This window comes from Paenibacillus thiaminolyticus (genome assembly GCF_003591545.1).
In the GTDB taxonomy this organism is placed as follows: Bacteria; Bacillota; Bacilli; order Paenibacillales; family Paenibacillaceae; genus Paenibacillus_B; species Paenibacillus_B thiaminolyticus_A.
Genome location: NZ_QYZD01000004.1, coordinates 191,550 through 212,030, shown reverse-complemented (window position 1 = coordinate 212,030; position 20,481 = coordinate 191,550). Strand labels below are relative to the sequence as shown.

The following is a 20,481-nucleotide window of genomic DNA, read 5'->3' as shown; positions in this document are numbered from 1 at the left end:
TTGGCTTATACAGAATATTGTAGAATGATGGCGAGCTGCGCCCAATTCACGAAAGTACTCAATTGTCGCATCACTTTTCCTCGTTTTTCGATGACTTTCGTTATCTATGAAACCTCAAAAAGCCATGCTATGATTAATTGATATGATTGAAGATTAGAAGAACACATATACAACGGATACCGATTGTGCTGATGATGTTCAGTGCCCGTGTGTCCTATAGAACTTGGATAGGGAGCTGCAGGAGGCGAATGCCGCGCTGCAGATCTATTTGTCTGCCGTTGAAGAGCTGGCCATTGCCAACTTACTATTGATGTCCGGTGTCCTTCGCAGCCTGAGCAGGCTTGGGGAAGGTGCGGGCAGCATGCATAATCGAAGGGGGACGCTATGATCAAGGTAATGATTGTAGATGACCAGGAAATCGTCCGGGAAGGGCTTAAAATGATACTGAGCATGTACAATGAGGTCTCGGTAATCGGTGAAGTGCCAAACGGCAGAGTACTGTTGGAACGGCTTGAAGTGATGAACCCTGATGTGATTCTGATGGACATCCGAATGCCGGTGATGGATGGAATTACGGCTGCTCAATTGGTGAAGGAGCGGCATCCGGAGATCAAGGTTATCATTTTGACCACCTTTAATGAAGATGAGTATATTATCCAAGGGTTGAAGAACGGGGTGGAAGGATATATATTGAAGGATTCCGGTTCCGCCGATATTTTACACGCCATCAAAACGGTATACGCCGGCAGCGTGCTTCTCAATCCGAAGGTGACCGAACGCATGGTAGAGGCCATATCCTCCGGACGGGACAACCCCATGCCGTCTCACCAAGAGGCTCCCGTACCGGATAAGCTGGGGCTGCTTACCCCGAGAGAGGCGGAAGTTGCCCGTCATATCCTATCCGGAAGCAGTAATAAAGAGATCGCTCAAGCTCTGTTCGTTACCGAGGGGACGGTTAAAAATTATGTATCCCGAATTCTCGATAAGCTCGAATGCCGGAACCGTACGGAGCTCGTTCTATATTTGAGCAAGCTGGGCCGGCTGTAACACGCGGGCATGTCCAGGGTCCAACCCCGCCAAGATTTTACCTCCAATGGGCATGTAAAGCATTAAGCTCAGTGCCTGCCACAGTATGAACAGCCCGTTTTCAAGTAAATCATAACAAAACCTCATTGGCGGACTGGCGCAATATAGTATACCATGGCCATGCCGATGGGAGAGACCATTCCGCCACCCTTCCCTAAGCGCGAACAAAAGCCATTCCTCCATTGTCTTACGCGAAAGCGATCAAGATAGATTCGAACGTCTATAACCTACCGAAGTCAGAACCCTAATCAAACTTGAAATGGATCCGCCCTTCAGTTCATTCACCGAAATGTAAAACATAGAACCCGAAGTCTGGCCATATAATTTGACCATTGGTGCATTAAGGAGCCGCTTGCGAACATTGAAGCGCAAGAGTAGAATAGGCCTTAGAGATTGGATGGAGAACCCAGACTAGCAGCATTTTGGAAGAGGGGAAGGTATGTGATGCCACAGCAACTCCACTATGCCGTCGTCATTGTAGGGGCAGGCAGCGCCGGGTTGTCGGTTGCGGCCCGTGTGCTGCGAACATCGGCAACACTGCACGGCTCCGTCGTGGTCATTGATCCGCAGGCCAAGCATTACTATCAACCCTTGTGGACGCTCGTCGGCGGCGGAGTCGCGCGCAAGGAGGTGACGGAGCGCGATCAGCAATCGCTTATCCCGAAGGGAGCCGACTGGCTGCAGGAAGCGGTCGCGCATTTCCGCCCGGACGAGAACAGCATCGTTACAAGTACTGGCACCGTCATCCGGTACGATGTCCTCGTCGTCGCCGCGGGTATCCAGGTCGATTGGGATCAGATTAAGGGGCTGAAGGAATGCATCGGCCGTGAAGGCGTATGCAGCAACTATGATTACCGCTATGTGGACAGCACTTGGCGGTCGATCCGGGAGTTCCGCGGCGGCACCGCAATTTTCACGCAGCCGAACACGCCGATCAAGTGCGGGGGCGCGCCCCAGAAAATCATGTATTTGGCCGACGACGCCTTCCGGCGCTCGGGTGTCAGGGAGAAGACAGAGATTATCTTCGCATCCGGCAATGCGTCGATCTTCGCCGTGCCGAAGTACGCCGCTGCGCTCGACAAGGTGGTGAAGCGCAAGGGAATCACGGCCAAATACAAGCGCAATCTGGTCGAGATCGACTCCGCCAAGCGGGAAGCGGTCTTCGAGCATGTGGACACGAAGGACCGGGAGACGCTCCGGTACGACTTGATTCATGTCGTGCCGCCGATGTCCGCCCCGTCCTTCATCCGGGATAGCCCGCTTGCCGGGCCTGGCGGATGGGCCGAGGTCGATAAGCATACGATGCAGCATGTCCGGTTCGCGAACGTGTTCGCTCTGGGCGATTGCAGCAATCTGCCGACCTCGAAGACAGGGGCGGCCATTCGCAAGCAGGCCCCGGCAGCGGCCCGTAATGTGTTGAATGTGTTGGCGGGGAAGGCGCCGGATGTAAGCTACGGCGGGTATACCTCCTGCCCGCTCGTAACGGGCTATAATCGGCTCATACTCGCGGAGTTCGATTATGATCTGACGCCGCAGGAGACGTTCCCGTTCGACCAGTCGAAGGAGCGGTACAGTATGTATCTGCTGAAGAAAGAGCTGCTGCCGAAGCTGTACTGGCACGGCATGCTGAAGGGACGGATGTAACCGCAGGTTCATAAGGTCAACAGAACAGATATAAAACGTTAGTTGAATATGTTCAGAGAAAGGGGAGAGCGGCATACATGCTACTGCGCTATTTTTACGATGAGAAGCTGGCCCACGCTTCGTATCTCGTGGGTTGTCAAGCGACGGGGGAAGCGATCGTGATCGACCCCGCCAGAGATGTTGTTCCGTATATCAAGACGGCTCAGGCCGAAGGCTTGAAGGTCGTCGCCGCAGCGGAGACGCATATCCACGCCGACTTCGTATCGGGCGCCCGCGAGCTGGGGGAGGAACATGGGGCCACACTCTATGTGTCGGGAGAAGGCGGACCGGATTGGTCTTATGCTTACGTGAACGGCGGCGAGGGCAGAGCACCGATCAAGCATCGGCTGGTCAGAGACGGAGAGCGGTTCCAGGTGGGGCGGATCGAGCTCGAGGTGCTGCATACGCCGGGCCATACGCCCGAGAGCGTGTCGTTCCTGCTGACAGACCGAGGCGGGGGCGCCGATAGCCCGATGGGCATATTTACGGGCGACTTCGTCTTCGTCGGCGATATCGGCCGGCCGGATCTGCTGGAGAAAGCGGTGGGCCTGGCTGGCACCGCCGCGGAGGGAGCGCGCCAGATGTACCGCTCCCTGCAGCGCTTCAAGCAGCTGCCCGACTATGTGCAGGTATGGCCGGCCCATGGAGCGGGCAGCGCCTGCGGCAAGGCGCTTGGCGCGATCCCGTCCTCGACGGTCGGTTACGAGAAGCGCTTCAATTGGGCCTTATCCATGGAAGACGAACCAGCCTTTACCGCTGCATTATTGGCGGGACAGCCCGAGCCTCCAACCTATTTCCCCCGCATGAAGCGGGTGAACCGCGATGGTCCGGAGCTGCTCGCCCGGCTTCCCGCACCGGAGTGGATTGAGGGCACAATCACGGCGGTCTCCGGTCTTGCGGAGGAAGACGCGGTTGTGATTGATACGCGGTCTAGTACGGAATTTGCATCCGGGCATGTGAAGGGAACGATCAATTTGCCGTACAACCGTTCCTTCACGGCATGGGCCGGATGGCTCGTCGATGACGAGCGGCCGCTGTATGTGATGGGAGAAGCGGATCAACTGCCTGAGATTGTCCGCGACATGCGGTCCATTGGCATCGACCGGATTGCGGGCACGATCGAGGCTTCCGCGCTGTGGAGCGGCATCGATGCGGCGGCGTCAGACCTGGAATCGTATCGCGAAGTGGCTCCGGCGGACATCGCCGATCAGGTTCTGGGCGGGAAGGTCGCTGTCGTGGACGTACGCTCTGGAGCGGAATGGGAGGAAGGCCGCATTCCGGGCGCGAGCCATATTCTGCTCGGGACGCTGCCGGGACGCATCCGTGAGGTGCCTGAAGGCAAGCCGGTGCTTCTCCAATGCCGGACGGGGGCGCGCTCGGCGATTGCGGCCAGCATTCTGCAGGCGCATGGCAGTATGAATGTAATGAACCTGCAAGGGGGCATCATCCGATGGCGTGAGGAAGGCTTGCCTATAGCCAAGTAATCGGTCTGCTCCAATGGAGCGGCTCTCCATAGGCCTCAATGATCTGTGGAGAGCCGATCTTTGTATATGTCGATGAATTCTACCAATAAATCTATGAAAATAGAAAATAAAGGTTTACATTATATTATATCTTTGTTATATTCAAGAAGGTGAAACTTACATATATTACATCAAATACAAATATTTAAGGAGTGATGTGAAATGAAGAAGCTTCTGCTCTCATTGTCCGCTTTAGCTGTCCTGGCCACCGCTTCGCCGGCCTATGCTTCTCAGAACCCTGTTCCTGCCGTCTCTGCGGGCCCGGTCGTTCAAGAAGGCCAGCAATTCATTAAGTATTATGCGCTGCGGCCGAATGAAGTTACCCCATGGGAAGGGATTTACCTGAAGAAAGGCCAGCAGCTAACGATTTATGCTCAAGGCAGCTACGCCCATTACTCGGTCTATAGTTCGAACTATCATCTCGGGACTTTTTACAATAGCAATGTAGGCAGAATTTTTACGGCGACGGAAGACGGCTATCTTTATTTTCAATTTGCCGCCCCATCTTCGTACACGATGAATTACTTCACGGTTACATACAAAGTTAACTGAGTGGCGACAGCAGGCGGTCCGGCTGAATAAAGCCGTGTTTACCGGCAAGGACGACAAGGTGAGTCAGGGAGAACCTGATTCACCTTTTGTTGTTCGAAGCGTATGGCCGTCATCGCTGCGGTTACAGTCAGGAACGGGCATGCGCAGCGGATAAATGTCTGTGCACGATTACCTAATATCTTCCTTTTCATAGAGGAATGAGATATAATCGTTGAGGCTTCTTTTTCGTACATATATCCTTTGGAGAGGAGAATAGCAGTGAAATGTAGCAGATGGAGTAGGGTGAAGCGAAGTGTGGCCAGCGGATTGGCCGTCTTGATCGCTATGCTCGGATTCGTCATTCCGGCACAAGCGAATGAAGGACCTGCGGCCATTCCGCAAATCAGTACGTGGTCGGTTAAAACGCTGAATGAAGGGGAGAAGTACGGGATCTTCCCGCTTGCGTGGTACGTTGACGGCACGTTCCAACAGCCAATCACGCAGGATAAGTTGCAAGCTCTCATCGAAGCGACTTCCGCCAAATTGGATGCGCTCGAATTAAAGAAAACAGGGCAGGTCGCCATTCCGTCCGGAGCGAAGGAAATTACGAGAAAAACGGTGATCGATGCCGTGTATAGCGTATTTGCCCAGTACGAATGGCCTGAATCGCTTGATCGAGATATGTCCGATCCGGTAGCGTTCTTGCAGAAGAACGGCATTGTCTATGGAACAGGCAAAGGGCTGGAGCTAGATAAGCCGAGTACCGTAGAGCAAGCGTCTGTTATGGCAAGCCGTCTTGTCCAATTCGGTTATGATGCGGCAGGAGGCGGGGCGAAGGGGCTTCTCTGGAAAGCCACGAAGGGGCAAAATACGCTCTATCTCCTCGGGGCGATTCACCTGGGCATTCCAGACATGTATCCGATGCAAAAATCAATCCGAGACGCGTTTGCACAGTCGGACACGCTGTGGGTAGAAGTGAATTTGCTCGACACAGAAGCCTCGATGCAGTATTTCATCCAACTCATGACGTATCAAGACGGCACGCAATTGAAGGAGCATGTGTCGCAGCAAACCTATGAGAAGCTGCAAAAGGTGCTGGAGCAGCTGAACATGGCGCAAGATACCTTCGATCCGTTCAAGCCGTGGGCAATCACGACCAATCTCTCGATGGCCAATATGTCAGGTGAATCTGCAGACATGGCTCAAGGGGCAGCCCTTGGTGTCGATATGTATTTCACCAACTCGGCCTTGTTGACAGGCAAGCCGATTCATGAGCTGGAAGGACTCAAGTTCCAGGCGGATCTCTTCAATAATGTGCCGCCTGCGGTGCAGGAGAAAGAATTGAACGAGGTGTTGGATCAAATCCTGACGCCGGCCGCCGACAAGCCGGTGGATGCGAGCGAGCAGCTGAGACAGTGGCAGATCCTGTGGACCAAGGCCGACCTTGAAAAATTCTCGGAATCCTTCATGGATTCGGAGGACATGGTGAAGAGCGACTCGGCGCAGCGATTGTTCGGGGAACGGGATAAAAATATGGCCAAAAAGCTGATGGAGCTGCTGGATAAAGAAGGGGCGTCCACGCACTTTGTCGTTGTCGGAGCCGGTCACTTCGTTATCAAAGACATGATTATCGATCAGCTAAAAGCGAACGGTTATGAAGTGGAGTTCGTGAAATAGAATACAGCAACGGCAAGGACTAACCCGTACGCCATACCAAATGGCGGCGGGTTAGCCATTTTGTTGAAATCACACATTGATAATCAAGTCAGGTATGTTGAAGATGTCGCCGTTATTCAAGCCTTTGATGATGATCAAACGGCAACCAGAGAGCTGGTTCGCTCGAAAGACGATGAGCTTGTTTACCATACGGCCAAGGAAAAGATCGAGATCCAAATTAAGCCGTTGTTCGGTTTCAGAGGAAATTATGATAAGCATCGAGTATAAAGATGGCCTGCTGTTCACTTCATTGGAGATTGAATTCAAGGGTGCTCGAAAAATCGTTGATAATATGGTCATTGACACAGGTGCTGTTGAAACGATTCTTTCTCCGGATGCGGTTGAAGATATCGGATTGTTTGCTGAGTCCAGCGACTATGTCCATTCCTTCTATGGTGTCGGTGGAAGCTTGCATAACTTTTTCAGTCGGCGGGCAAAGCGGTGAAGATGAATGGGAAAGAGAAATCCTGCGCCAATGCAGGAATTTACGCTATTTGCTCTGCTATTTGAGAGAATTCCTGCAAAAGTACATCATTTCTGCCGATTTTTGCTTTCCATTCATTGGTATGGCTGAAATTCATGCCGTTTTGCAGGAATTTTGGTATCGAAGTAAACATCTCGAAGAAAAACTGTACTTTTACAGTTTTTTCAGCAAGCTGAGCTGTGAGAAGCAGGGGCGGGCCGTCTCGCTGCAGGTAACAAACTGCTTATGGGACCAACCCCTTGTTCACCATTCATATAGGCGCGCAGCGGGGGAGCTACGGCGAGATCAGATCCCGGGACAGCTTGTTCAGCCGCTCGCAGCCATTGTCCGTGACCAGCACCATGTCCTCGATCATGATGGAGCCAATGCCGTAGCCGTAGTAAGGCGTCTCCAGGCAGATGACCATGCCCGGAACGAAGACGGCTTCCTCCGCCGGGCTCAGGAACGGGGCTTCCTCGGCCGCGAGGCTCAGGCCTGCGCTGTGTCCCAGATGGCCCCGGTTGTAATTCGGCAGGCCGGAGCGGCGGATCACCCGCATCGCATCGTCAAATGCGCTGCTCATCGGCAGACCCGGCTCGATCAGCTCCAGCAGCCGGTCATGTCCGGCCCGCAGCGCGCCGTAGATGCGCTTCACCGTGTCCGAAGGCGAGCCGAGCACGAAGGTGCGGGCTATGTCCGAACCGTAGCCGGCCACATCGACGCCGACGTCGAATTTGATCACGTCGCCGGGCTGTCCCGGGCGGGTGTCGAATATATGCGCCGGTGCGAACTTCGCCCCGACGGAGATCATATGGAAGCGGGAAGGCGCTCCATCCGCATGCGTCAGCAGCGCACGCCGGAACGCGTCGGCAATGTCGGCCGCCGAGCTGCCGGCCCGGATCTCCTTGATCGCTTCGGTGATTCCGATCTCGGCGTAAGCGCAGCTCAGGCGGAGCTGCTCAACCTCCCAAGGGGTCTTGCGCGCACGCAGCTCGGCGAGCAGCCCGCCGGCCTCCGTCAGCTCTAGCCCCGGCACAGCTTCGCGCAGCGCGTTCACGGCAGGATATCGCATCGCGCTCAACTCGACGGCCACCTTGCCGCTGCGGATTCCGTATTCCGCCAGCACCTCCCGGAGCAGCCCGAACATTTCCTCGACTTGATGGTTGACGGGCCTCCGTCCTTCGTACCTGTCGCCACGCAGCCCGAGCGGATCGTCGACGTCGACCCAGGTCGGGTACGTTCGCAGCTCGCATTGGGGCAGAGCGTCCGGTACGCCCGCGGCCTCGAACTCATTCATGATGATCACCGTGCGGCGGGACGGATCACGGAACATCACCGCCAGCGCGACTTCGTTCATGCGCAAGGTATACATGAACGTGCTGGGGTGGCCGGACAAGTAATAGAAATTTTCGCAGCTCGATACCACGATGGCTTCCACGTTCTCTCTTTCCATTACCGCTCGCGCCCGCTCCGCGACATCTTTCAAATGCTCAGCTTTGCCGTAAATCATATGATCAGCTCCTTCAAAGCCCTCATTCTTCTGGCTCACTGCCAAGCTGCCGCAAAAACTTGCGGGCCCGTTCGGTGCGCGGCTGAGTGAAAAAATGCTCTGGCGAGCTTTCCTCCTGGATTTTCCCGTCGCTCATAAAGATAACCCGATTCGCTACTTCCCGCGCGAATCTCATCTCGTGGGTGACGACAATCATCGTCATCCCTTCCGTAGCCAGCTGCTTCATCACCGCCAACACCTCTCCCGTCAATTCGGGATCGAGCGCCGATGTCGGCTCGTCGAACAGCATGATTTGCGGCTGCATAGCGAGGGCGCGGGCAATGGCTACCCGCTGCTGCTGGCCGCCGGACAGCCGGGATGGGTGTTCATTTTTTTTGCCCAACAGCCCGACTTTGGTTAGCAGCGACTCGCCAATTTCAACCGCCTGTACTTGGTTCATTTTTTTCACGATCATAGGGGCCATGGTGACGTTCTCCAGGACGGTCATATGGGGGAACAAATTGAACGATTGGAACACCATTCCGGTTAACGTGCGAATATGCCGCACCGCTTCCTTCTTGGCGGCTTCGCCCATGGAAGCGTTCCAGGCCGCATCGCCCACCCGAATCGATCCCGCATCCGGCACCTCCAGCCCGTTCAAGCAGCGCAGCAGGGTGCTCTTGCCGGAGCCGCTCGGCCCGACCAGGACTACGATTTCTCCGGAGTCAATATGCAGGTTGATGTTTTCGAATACGGTCAACTCGCCGAAGCTTTTGCCGAGATCATTTACCTCAATCATGTGCATCACACGTCCTTAATAGGCTTTTGACAACCGCGTCTCGATACGGTTCAGAATGTAAGAGAAGAACACGCTCATCACCCAATACATGAGAGCGATCGCCACATAAAAAGGCATGGCGACATAGTACTGCGCAATGAGCAGTTGAGCGGAGCGCAACAGCTCCGTTACGGTCACGATGGAGACGAGCGACGTCTCCTTCAGCATCCCGATGAATGTGTTGCCGAGCGGCGGGATCGCCACCCGGGCCGCCTGCGGAAGCACGACGCGCCGCATCGTCTGCCAAGGCGTCAAGCCCAGGGACTGAGCGGCTTCCGTCTGACCGCTGGGCACGGATAGAATCGCGCCGCGGAGCGTCTCGGACAAGTACGCGCCGATATTGATGCTCAGTGAGATAAAGGCCGCGGTAAGCGGCCCCAGCGTGATTCCGAAATCAGGCAGTCCGTAATAGATAAGGAAGATCTGCACCAGGATTGGCGTGCCCCGAATAAGGGACACATATCCTTTGGCCAGCGTGCGGACGAGCCGGTTTCCTTTCAAGCGGGCAATGGCGACGACGATCCCGATAAAGAGCCCGAAAAACATGGAGACGACCGTAATCAGCAAGGTGTAGTACGCGCCTGTTAATAGAAATTGGAAATTACTAAAGACCAGCTCCATTATCTGTCTCCTCCTGGCTCTTGCTCATTAGAAGTTCGGATCGACATCGAACCATTTATGGAAAATTTCCGTGAATGTGCCGTCGAATTTCATCTCGGCGAGCGCTTTATTGATCGCATCGAGCAGTTCCGGATTATTTTGGCGAATCGCGATCCCGGCAAAATCTTCTTTAATCGGCTCGCCGACCGCTTTCACCTTGAACTGATTTTTCTCAATCAGCGGCTTGAGGGCGAACACATTATTGATCGTCGCGTCGATGCGGCCGACGTCCAGGTCTTTCAGTGAGGTGATGACATCGTTATATGTGGCGATCTCGAACTTGCCGACCTTCGGCATCGCGACGTCGCGCAAATATTTCTCATCGTTCGTCCCGAGTCCGACGCCAATCTTTTTATCTTTGAAATCTTCGATCTTCTGAATCGTCTCGTTGTCGCTCTTGACGATGACGTTGACGGCGTTCTTCACGTAAGGTGTGGAGAAATCCATCATCTTCTTGCGATCCTCGGTAATCGTGACTTGGCTGACCAGCGCATCGTATTTATCCTTTTGCAGTCCTTCAATCAGTCCGGAAAATTCACCTGTAATGAATTCGACTTCCACACCGAGGCGCTTTGCCACTTCCTTGGCGACATCCGCATCGAAGCCGTCGACCTCGTGCTTCTCGTTCAGGAAGTTGTATGGGGCATAGGTGCCCATAAGCCCGACTCTGATTTTGCCGGCCTTCTTGATCTGTTGGAGCGCGTTAGCGGCGCTGGCATCTTGGGCCGGCTTGCTTCCGCATGCAGCGAGAGCGACAGACAGAACCGTGAGCAGCAGTACAGCTTTGACGAATTTTTGTAGTTTGACAGACATGATGATAGCCTCCTTATGGGGTCTTCCTTATAAGTAAAATGGGTTATCCGAGCAACCCCCGGAATTCGAATTTGGCGGTTTCTTCGGCGATTTCCGCTGGGGAGTAGGCGGACGTATAATCTACCTCTTGCATCGGTCCGAACAGCCATTTGGACAATACGCCCGTTATGAAGCAGACGAGAATGCTGGCCCGAAGCGGCAGATCATTCGTACGGGGAAGCATGCCTAGCTCCATTGCCCGATGAATGTTATGCTTGAACGCCTCCTCGAACGCAACCCACGTGTGCGAGACCGCTTCCCGCACCGGAGGGTCTGCGCCTTGGCCTTTTATAAGCAGGAAAGCCATCAACTCCCGATTACGATCGGCGAAGGTGAACAGGTCGGTGAGCAGCCGTGCGGACGAACGGACCAAATCATCTACCGTGCCTGCGTGCTTGCGGTAGCCTTGCTCAATAACGTTTATCAGTTCCTTTTTTCCGTCTTCGATTAGTTCCAGCACGAGCTGTTCTTTGCTTTGAAAATACCAGTAGAACGTTCCTTGCGACACTCCTGCGGCTTTGACGACATCGGAAACTTTGGTGCTGTGATATCCCTTGCAGGCAAATAGCTTCAGGGCGGCGCCCATCAATTGTTGACGGCGGTCCTGTTCTTGCTTCGGTCCGGCAGCCAGCTTCCATCGCCCCTTTCCACTTAACTGACGAGTCAGTTAATGATAATTCCGATGGGATTACTATATTTTAAGTTTAGGTTGGTGTCAAGCTAATGTTTCGGTTTGAATATTGCGTTATTGTTTCTTTGGTCATTATGTTGACACACATTATAACTATTGTTATGTAAAAAATTACCTTCGCATCTGTTAAAGTATTGATGAAAGGAGGATTATGGAATAAATAACGCAAAAAAAGATCGATTGCTTCATTCTGGTCGAAAGGGGCTGAAATCCCATGTAGTGAATAATGTGTACGATGTTGAAGAATGTTCGTGCCTTTATAGACAATACTATGCTCGAACATTGGAAGATCTTGGATTGACTCTGCGTTCGGATGGAATCGGCACAATTACAAGCAGCAAATCATTAGTTATGCTTTAGATTGTGAAATACTTATCAAAGTAAGGAGAATGTCCTATGAAATTAGTAAAATTACGAGTAATCACGACAACTATATTGCTAAGCACCATGTTTGCTTTACCTTCAACATTTGATGGATATGCCGGGGCCGCATCTTTACATGATCCATTTATCATTACCGCTTTTGATGACCATAAAGATACGGACAAACCCGTAGATTTTAGGGATGATAAGGAAGCAGCTAAGAAATGGGGGGAAGAAAAAGCAAAAGAGTGGAAATTAACTTTTACTGAAAAAGATAAGATCAACGGATTCTTAGCTGATAAAAATAAAATCATGACAAAGTATAAAGAGATTAGTTTTACGGCTGATGGAAAGACGCAAGCGGGAGATCCGTTTGCGGAGGAAATTAAAATATTGAAAGATATTGATAAAGCCTTAAGTAAAGCGAATCTGTCAGCGTCTATTCACACGTATAAAAATGTGGCGCCTGCAGAAATCGGATTTCATAAAAAATTAACGAATGGCAATCAGCTTGACCCGGAGGGCAAGAAGAAATTTATTGAACAATTTCAAGGTAAAGAGTTGAAGTTCGATGGTTATCTTACGACCCATCTAACGGCGCAAGATGTTACGGCGGCAGAAAGAATTATTTTAAAGGTTACCGTCCCGAGCGGGAAAGGATCGACACCGACAAAGGCAGGATTGATTCTCAATAAGAATGAATACCAAATGTTCATTGACAATGGTTATGTGCTCCATGCAGATAAAATTACCCAAATCACACAGAAAGGCAAGGAGTGCATACAAGTTGAGGGAACATTGAAGAAAAACCTTGATTTCAAAAATGATATCAATAACGAGGCTGATAAATGGGGAAAGGATCACTATAAAACATGGGCTAACGCAACGGCGAAAGGTGAACCCGATGCTTCGAACAGATTAAACCCTGATCAACTGAGAGACATTCTTGGTTATATGGAGCGAGACTATCAGGCCATAAATACTTATTTGCGAGACAATGGGAAGGGCGATGCAGCATTAGATGAAAAAATTAAAAATATTTCCGAGGGGTTACGAAAAACAAGCATACCCGAAAATATGACCGTATATCGATTATGCAGCAATTTGGAATTTGGCTATGAAATTGGTCAGACTCCCACTTTAGAAGACTTTGAAGGAAAATTTTTAAATCAAATTCATGAGGAAAAAGCATTTTATAGTACGAGCATAGCCAGCGCGGGACTTGATTTCGGGAATAGGCCATTAATTTTGAGATTGCATGTTCCTAAAGGAAGTGTAGCAGCTTATGTAACGGCGTTGGGTGGAAAAACAGGGGAAAAAGAAATTCTTTTTGACAAAGGAAGTAAATATACCATCGACAAGGTAACAAAGGTAACGGTAAAAGGAAAACCTAAATTGGTGATCGATGGCACATTATTAACAAAATAAGGAGATGGAAACGATGAAGAAAAAAGTTAGCATGATGTTAACATGCGTTTTGTTAGCTCCACTCTTTTTGAATGGAAATGCTCCTGTAGTTCATGCGGGGGACCCGTTTGTAATTACATCAATAGATGAGCCAGCCATCGATCGCGAGGGGTTGATAGGATATTACTACCGGGAAGATCAATTTAAAAATCTGATACTATTCACTCCCACGCGCAATCATACCCTCGTCTATGATCAAGGAACAGCTCGCGATTTGTTGGCTGACAGCCAGCAGCAATTTTCTTCCATTCGCTGGGCCGGTCTGATAACAAGCAAGGAAACAGGCGATTATACATTTTCCTTGTCAGATGATGAACTTGCCATCATCGAAATCAATGGAAAAATAGTTTCGAACAAGGGCAAGGAGAAACAAAGGGTCCATTTAGAGAAGGGACAATTCGTACCCATAAGAATCGAGTACAAGCCTAACGGCAAGCTGAGTACCGGCAGCGCCGCATGGAATAAGCTTCGGTTAGTTAAGACAGATATCCGCAATCATACCATCCCTGTTCAACAAGAGGAGCTAAGAAACCCAGACTTTAATAAAAAAGAAACGAAGGATTTTCTTAAGAAAGCCTCTGTATCCTATCTGCATAGTCAAAAAGAAGTAAAAGATGATGATGATAAAGATACGGACGGGGATTCCATTCCGGATAGCTGGGAAGAAAATGGGTATACCATTATGAATAAAGTAGCCGTTAAATGGGACGACTCCTATGCATCCAAGGGATATACCAAATTTGTTTCCAATCCATTGGATAGTCACACGGCAGGAGATCCCTATACGGACTATGAAAAAGCGGCAAGAGACTTGCCCCTGGCAAACGCGAAAGAAACCTTTAATCCGTTAGTAGCCGCATTCCCAAGCATCAATGTAAGTATGGAAAAGATCATACTGTCGGAGAACAAGGATTTATCCAAGAGTGCAGAATCCCACTCCTCAAGTAATTGGTCATATACTAATACGGAAGGAGCTTCTATTCAAGCAGGTATTGGTCCACAAGGTTTTTCGTTTGGAATAAGCGCAAACTATGAACATTCTGAGACGGTAGGGGCAGAATGGGGAGCATCCCATGGAACGACCTCGCAATTCAATACCGCTTCAGCCGGATATTTAAATGCGAATGTTCGCTACAATAATGTCGGAACAGGCGCAATTTACGAAGTACAACCGACAACGAGCTTTGTACTCGGGGACAGCACGATTGCAACGATAACGGCAAAATCGAATGCTACCGCATTAAGTATGCCTTCTGGTGAAAGCTATCCGAAAAAAGGGCAGAACGGTATCGCTTTAAACACCATGGATGACTTTAACTCGAATCCGATTACCTTAAACAATCAACAGTTGAATGATGTCGTAAATAAAAAACCGATTATAATTGAGACGGACCAGGCAGATGGGAAATATGCCATAAAAAAAGCAGATGGCTCGATTGCGATGGGTGGTTCGTGGACTGGTGTGATTGACCAAATTAAAGGGAAAACAGCTTCTATTATCGTTGATAAGGGTGACTCCGCTTCGGAAAAAAGAGTGGCTGCCAAAGATTATGATAACCCGGAAGATAAAACACCGTCCGTATCCTTAAAAGAAGCACTCAAGCTGGCCTATCCGGAGATTACGGAAAAAGAAGGATTATTATATTATGATGATCAGCCGATTTATGAATCCAGTGTCATGAGCTATGTTGATGAAAATACGGCGAAGGAAATCAAAAAACAGATCAGTGATACAAAAGGAATATTTAAGGATGTCAAGCAGTTATATGATGTTAAGCTGACGCCAAAGATGAATTTTACGATCAAAATGTCTACGCTTTATGATGGGGCGGAAAACGGCAGTTTATCTGGCCCTCTAGGTACCTGGTCTTTGATATTGGTTATTGATGGCGGGAATACTGGAAAGAAGCAATATATATCAGGTCTATCCGAAGGAACGAGCACCCTTACCCTAAATCAAGCTTCAAAGAATAAGTTAGAGAGAAATACGAACTACTATATCAGCTTATACATGAAGGCGGATACGGATAATACAAAGCCTACACTAGAAATAGCTGGTGAAAAATCTGTGCTGGCTAGTAAACAAATAACATTAAATAAGAGTGACAAGAACTATACGCGAGTTGATATTTTGGTTCACAATTTAGAATATAATCCGATTAAGGAAATACGCATCGTTGCAGATGGGAAATCAAGGGTTATGTTTGATGATCTTAGTTTTTCTAAGGTTTCGGCCATAAAACCTAATGAGTTGTCAGACGAAGAAATAAAAGGGATATATCAGGATCATAAAGAAAATGTAGTCAAGTACGATAATAAGTCCTATTTAAACTCTGTCACATTTACAAATATACACCCCTTACAAAATTATGTAACGAAATACAGAGTGAAAACAACAGCGAATTTAGATAAAAGTTTAGGCAGTTATCCAGTTGATAGCAAGGGTAGTGTAAAGGTTAACATGTTAGATTACAATAAGGGAGGAGGCTTAGATCTTGGTGATAATAATGGAAAAGTTAGTATATATGCTGTAACAAAAGATGGAAGAGAAATAGAAGTCTATCAAAGAAACTAATGATGTTTCTGTATACAGAAAAAGCGAAACAAAGCTAAGATTCCTTAACTATCAGCGCTCACGTCCTTTGTCGGTAAAAAATCACCGTCAATGGCGTGAGCGCTGTCGCAAACACGCGAATTCGCACTCTTGCCCGGGAAAATTTTTAATAAAAGATGCGCACAGCCTGACTTCGAGCCAGCCGTCCACGAGGCTCTTTTTTGTATCTACTTAATGACATTGACTATCCTTCCGCCCAGGAAAAATCCAGCTTTGCGGTCGTTATGGGGAATCGAGTCGATGAGTATATGTAATCTCATTAAATAACCCAAAAATCCGGTTTGAGGCTCTCTATTTCCTGCTGCGAAAATTGTATTTTTACGGAGAAGTACTGAATTATCCCTCTGAAATACTGAAGTCTCCCCCTATTGAACGGCGGCTAGGCGGCCCATATGCCAGAAATGGATATCCCGCATAATTCCAAAAAAATTGAACACCAATAATGCTCATAGATGTGGTACGATAGATATGTTTTTTGTCACAGGCCGACATATTTCGTTGCTGCCGATGGCGGATAAAATGGGCTTGCCATTTATCTTAAAATTGGTTATGATTCAATAACGGACTATATATGGTATGCGAAAATGAATACATACACTATATATTGTAACGGCAAGTGGAGTTCCCTGCTTAACCAATAGCATATTTTTCTATCATTCTCTTCGAAGAGTAAGGAGATGGAAGTGCCAATTTGCATGCGGTACATCGGATCATCGTGCGCGGTTGGTTCCTGTCTCTTTCTTTGAGATGTGCTCTTTTTGGCGAGTACAGGCGACTCTATTTGAAATTTGAAGATTGGATTGCGACGGAGGGATCACGTGCTTATCGCTTACGACTCGAAGACCGGCAACGTGAAGCGTTTTGTCGAGAAGCTGGATATGGATTGTGTTCGCATATCGGAAGAGACGAAGCTGACCGACCCCTTTATTTTGATTACGTATACGACAGGGTTCGGACAAGTGCCTCAATCTACAATGCAATTCCTCGAGGAGCATGGTCACTTGCTGCAAGGTGTCGCTTCCAGCGGCAATATGAACTGGGGCGTCCGGTACGGACTGGCAGCCGATCATATTTCTCGAATATATTCAGTGCCCGTGCTGATGAAGTTCGAGCTCAGCGGCACGAAGAAGGATGTAGAACAATTTACTCAGGAGGTCCATTACTTTGATACCAAAATGGATACAGCTTAACAACGAAATCATGGTCCAGAAGGACGGCAAATTCCAATTTGACAAAGATCGAGAAGCGGCGAAAAGCTATTTCATTGACTATGTCAATCAAAATACAGTATTCTTCCATAATCTTGAGGAAAAGATTCATTATCTGATAGAGAACGACTACTATGAAAAAGAATTGTTCGATAAGTACGAGTTCAAGGATATTAAGCGTCTCTATGAATATTTGTACGGGAAGAAGTTCCGCTTCCCATCGTTCATGAGCGCGTTCAAGTTCTATAACAACTATGCCATGAAGACCAATGACGATACGAAGTTCCTGGAGCGCTACGAGGACCGGCTGGCCGTTGTCTCCCTGTTCCTGGCGAGCGGGGATATCGACAAGGCGTTCGAGTATGCCGAATTGTTAATCTCCCAGGAGTATCAGCCAGCGACACCGACATTCCTGAATGCCGGGAAGAAGCGGAGAGGGGAGCTGGTCAGCTGCTTCCTGCTCGAAGTGGATGATTCGATGAACTCGATCGGATTCTCGATCAATTCGGCGCTGCAGCTTAGCAAGATTGGCGGCGGCGTCAGCCTGAATTTGAGCAAAATCCGCGGCGCCGGCGAGCAGATCAAAGGGCTGGACGGCAAGGCAAGCGGCGTTCTGCCGGTCATGAAGCTGTTCGAGGATGCGTTCTCCTATGCGAACCAATTGGGGCAGCGCGACGGCAGCGGCGTCGTCTACTTAAATGTATTCCATTCCGATATTCATGAATTTCTGGATACGAAGAAAATCAACAGCGATGAGAAAATCCGGATTAAGACCTTGTCGCTTGGCGTTGTGGCTCCGAATAAGTTTTTCGAGCTGGTCGAGCAGGACAAGGATATGTACTTGTTCTATCCGTATACCGTGTACAAGGAGTACGGCAAGCATCTGGACGACATGGACATCAGCGAGATGTACGATGAGCTTGTCGACAATCCGAATGTCCGGAAGAAGAAGATTGTCGCACGCGACCTTATTTTGAAGATTGCGCAGATTCAGATGGAATCGGGCTATCCTTATATCATGTTCGTCGACAATACGAACGAATACCATGCGCTCAAAGAAATCGGACGCGTCAAGTTCTCGAACCTGTGCAGCGAGATCGCGCAGCTTAGCGAAGTGTCCACGATTAACGACTACGGCGTAGCGGACGAGATCCATCGCGATATTTCCTGCAACCTCGGATCGTTGAATATCGTTAACGTCATGAAAAATAAGCGGATGCGCGACACGGTACACCGCGCGATGGATGCGTTGACCGAAGTGAGCGACCGCAGCAATATCAGCATTGTGCCTTCGGTGGCCAAGGCGAACCGCGAGCTCCATTCCGTCGGCTTGGGCGCGATGAACCTGCACGGCTTTTTGGCGAAGAACAAGCTCGCCTATGAATCGAAGGAAGCGAGAGACTTCGTTCGCGCGTTCTTCATGATGGTGAATTTCTATTCCCTGGAGCGTTCCATGCTGATCGCGCAGGAGCGCGGCGTGACGTTCACAGATTTCGACAAGAGCGAATATGCAAGCGGCGCGTACTTCGACCGTTACTTGAATACGGACTTCAGTCCGAAGACGGAGCGAGTGCAGCAGCTCTTCGAAGGCCATACGATTCCGACCCTCGAAGATTGGGCCCGCTTGAAGGAGCAGGTGATGGAGCATGGCTTGTACCATGCGTACCGTCTGGCGATTGCGCCGACAGGTTCGATCTCGTACCTGCAGTCCTCGACGGCATCCATTGCACCGATTACGCAGCGCATCGAAGAGCGCGAATACGGCGATTCGAAGACGATCTATCCGATGCCGTACATTAGCGATGAGAACTACTTCTATTACAAAGAAGCTTATGATATGGATATGTTCAACTTGATCGACCTGGTTGCGGATGTGCAGGTCCACGTGGACCAAGCCATTTCGACCGTCTTGTTCGTGAAGGACGATCTGACGACCCGCGATCTGGCGAAGTACTATATCTACGCACAGAAGAAGGGGCTCAAGACGCTCTACTATACCCGGACGAAAAAGAAAACGATCGACGAGTGCGTGAGCTGCGTCGTATAAGTTGAATAAGTCTTATCAGTCGGAGCCTTATAAGTTGCAGAAGTTGCAGATATAGAAGGAGAATTCGTCGATGAAAAATTTTGAAGCAGTGAACTGGAACCGGCCCGAGTCGGATTATATGGAAATGCTGTGGACGCAAAATACGTCCCAGTTCTGGCTGGATACCGAGATTCCGATCTCGAAGGACCTGAAGTCGTGGTCCAAAATGACCGAAGACGAGAAGCTCGCTTACATGCATGTGCTTGGCGGCCTCACGCTGCTCGATACGGAACAAGGCAACGTCGGCATGCCGGTCATTGCGCAGCACGTCGAAGGCAAGCAGAAAAAAGCGATTCTGATCTTCCAGGCCGCGATGGAAGAGATTCATGCGAAGAGCTATAGCACGATCTTTACGACCGTGGCCAGCACGGCCATGATCGACGAGACGTTCGACTGGGTGAAGGAGAACAAGCATCTGCAGAAGAAGACCGCGATCATCGATGGTCTGTACAGAGGCATTCAAGACAACGATCCGATCAGCCTGTACAAGGCTATGGTGGCGTCCGTCTTCCTGGAGAGCTTCTTGTTCTACTCGGGCTTCTTCTATCCGCTGTACTTGGCCGGACAAGGCAAAATGGTAGCAAGCGGGGAGATTATCAAGCTAATCATCCGCGACGAAAGTGTTCACGGCGTTTTTGTCGGCTTGCTGGCGCAAGAAATTTACAATAAGCAGAGCGCAGACATGCAGCAGGAGCTGTCCCAATTTGTGCTAGATCTGCTTCTTGAGCTGTATGAGAACGAGCTGGAGTATACGCAGCATCTGTATGATGCGATCGGGCTTACGCATGAAGTGAAGAAGTATATTCGCTATAATGGCAACAAGGCGCTGATGAACCTCGGCTTCGAGCCGCATTTCCCGGAAGAGGAAGTCAATCCGGTCGTCCTGAACGGCATTCGCACCGAGACGAGCACGCATGACTTCTTCTCGACGAAGGGCAGCGGTTATCAGAAGGGCAAAGTGGAGCCTTTGCAGGACAAAGACTTTACGATCCTGAATGATCGCGTGAAGCAATCCGAGATTTTCTAACGAACATAAGCTGCACCCTTCAGAACGGGGAACGGACGAAGCCGCCGGCTTATCCGCTGCCTGCTGAGGGGTGCTTTTTTATGCAGCGGCTGTGGGCTGCGGGCCGTGGTCTGTCGCGTGTGTACCGCGATGTACTGTGCCCGAGTGGCCTGCGGTGTTCGTGTACCGCGATGTACTGTGCCCG

The 20,481-nt window shown here is 50.0% G+C and carries 17 protein-coding genes; 12 read left to right on the top strand and 5 right to left on the bottom strand.

The features are described 5' to 3' along the window. Positions 1-223: 223 nt before the first annotated feature. From DQX05_RS30610 to DQX05_RS07305, 7 genes are all read left to right on the top strand, one after another. Positions 224-388 (top strand): hypothetical protein, encoded by a 165-nt coding sequence (locus tag DQX05_RS30610; protein WP_182914657.1) that lies wholly within the window; start codon positions 224-226, stop codon positions 386-388. Next, positions 388-1,047, top strand: a complete 660-nt coding sequence (locus tag DQX05_RS07335) for a response regulator transcription factor (RefSeq protein ID WP_220483164.1) — start codon at positions 388-390, stop codon at positions 1,045-1,047. Before DQX05_RS30610 ends, DQX05_RS07335 begins: the two co-directional genes overlap by 1 nt. A gap of 483 nt (positions 1,048-1,530) precedes the next feature. Continuing rightward, positions 1,531-2,730: an FAD/NAD(P)-binding oxidoreductase gene (locus DQX05_RS07330; RefSeq protein ID WP_119792241.1), complete on the top strand. Its 1,200-nt coding sequence runs from the start codon at positions 1,531-1,533 to the stop codon at positions 2,728-2,730. A gap of 77 nt (positions 2,731-2,807) precedes the next feature. Beyond that, entirely contained in the window at positions 2,808-4,253 is a 1,446-nt protein-coding gene (locus DQX05_RS07325; protein WP_119792239.1) for an MBL fold metallo-hydrolase, read from the top strand. A 201-nt stretch (positions 4,254-4,454) separates the two neighbouring features. Beyond that, on the top strand, positions 4,455-4,844 hold the full coding sequence (locus tag DQX05_RS07320; RefSeq protein ID WP_119792237.1) for a hypothetical protein: 390 nt from the start codon (positions 4,455-4,457) through the stop codon (positions 4,842-4,844). A 258-nt stretch (positions 4,845-5,102) separates the two neighbouring features. Next, complete coding sequence (locus DQX05_RS07315; RefSeq protein WP_259391845.1) at positions 5,103-6,500, top strand: TraB/GumN family protein; 1,398 nt, start codon at positions 5,103-5,105, stop codon at positions 6,498-6,500. Between the two features lie 247 nt (positions 6,501-6,747). Beyond that, positions 6,748-6,984, top strand: a complete 237-nt coding sequence (locus DQX05_RS07305) for a pepsin/retropepsin-like aspartic protease family protein (RefSeq protein WP_119792234.1) — start codon at positions 6,748-6,750, stop codon at positions 6,982-6,984. 313 nt (positions 6,985-7,297) lie between these two features. On the opposite strand, the gene DQX05_RS07300 is transcribed toward DQX05_RS07305, so the two are convergent. The 5 genes from DQX05_RS07300 to DQX05_RS07280 are packed head-to-tail and all read right to left on the bottom strand — an operon-like array spanning position 7,298 to position 11,427. Further along, positions 7,298-8,512 (bottom strand): M24 family metallopeptidase, encoded by a 1,215-nt coding sequence (locus DQX05_RS07300; protein ID WP_119792232.1) that lies wholly within the window; start codon positions 8,510-8,512, stop codon positions 7,298-7,300. Positions 8,513-8,534: 22 nt separating this feature from the next. After that, a complete protein-coding gene (locus tag DQX05_RS07295) occupies positions 8,535-9,290 on the bottom strand; it encodes an amino acid ABC transporter ATP-binding protein (RefSeq protein WP_119792230.1) in 756 nt (251 codons plus the stop codon). A 15-nt stretch (positions 9,291-9,305) separates the two neighbouring features. After that, entirely contained in the window at positions 9,306-9,950 is a 645-nt protein-coding gene (locus DQX05_RS07290) for an amino acid ABC transporter permease (protein ID WP_119792228.1), read from the bottom strand. Positions 9,951-9,977: 27 nt separating this feature from the next. Further along, entirely contained in the window at positions 9,978-10,802 is an 825-nt protein-coding gene (locus tag DQX05_RS07285; protein WP_119792226.1) for a transporter substrate-binding domain-containing protein, read from the bottom strand. 43 nt (positions 10,803-10,845) lie between these two features. Further along, the gene (locus DQX05_RS07280; protein WP_119792224.1) at positions 10,846-11,427 is read right to left on the bottom strand and encodes a TetR/AcrR family transcriptional regulator; all 582 of its coding nucleotides are present in this window, start codon (positions 11,425-11,427) and stop codon (positions 10,846-10,848) included. 501 nt (positions 11,428-11,928) lie between these two features. On the opposite strand from DQX05_RS07280, the gene DQX05_RS07275 reads away from it, so the two are divergent. From DQX05_RS07275 to nrdF, 5 genes are all read left to right on the top strand, one after another. After that, complete coding sequence (locus DQX05_RS07275; protein WP_119792222.1) at positions 11,929-13,323, top strand: ADP-ribosyltransferase; 1,395 nt, start codon at positions 11,929-11,931, stop codon at positions 13,321-13,323. A 13-nt stretch (positions 13,324-13,336) separates the two neighbouring features. Next, positions 13,337-15,937 (top strand): binary toxin-like calcium binding domain-containing protein, encoded by a 2,601-nt coding sequence (locus tag DQX05_RS07270; protein WP_119792220.1) that lies wholly within the window; start codon positions 13,337-13,339, stop codon positions 15,935-15,937. An 857-nt stretch (positions 15,938-16,794) separates the two neighbouring features. Further along, complete coding sequence (gene nrdI, locus DQX05_RS07265; protein WP_119792219.1) at positions 16,795-17,166, top strand: class Ib ribonucleoside-diphosphate reductase assembly flavoprotein NrdI; 372 nt, start codon at positions 16,795-16,797, stop codon at positions 17,164-17,166. Positions 17,167-17,176: 10 nt separating this feature from the next. Next, positions 17,177-19,231, top strand: coding sequence for a class 1b ribonucleoside-diphosphate reductase subunit alpha (gene nrdE / locus DQX05_RS07260; protein WP_259391853.1), 2,055 nt, complete (start codon positions 17,177-17,179; stop codon positions 19,229-19,231). Positions 19,232-19,301: 70 nt separating this feature from the next. Continuing rightward, positions 19,302-20,297, top strand: coding sequence for a class 1b ribonucleoside-diphosphate reductase subunit beta (nrdF, locus tag DQX05_RS07255; RefSeq protein ID WP_119792215.1), 996 nt, complete (start codon positions 19,302-19,304; stop codon positions 20,295-20,297). Positions 20,298-20,481: the final 184 nt, after the last annotated feature.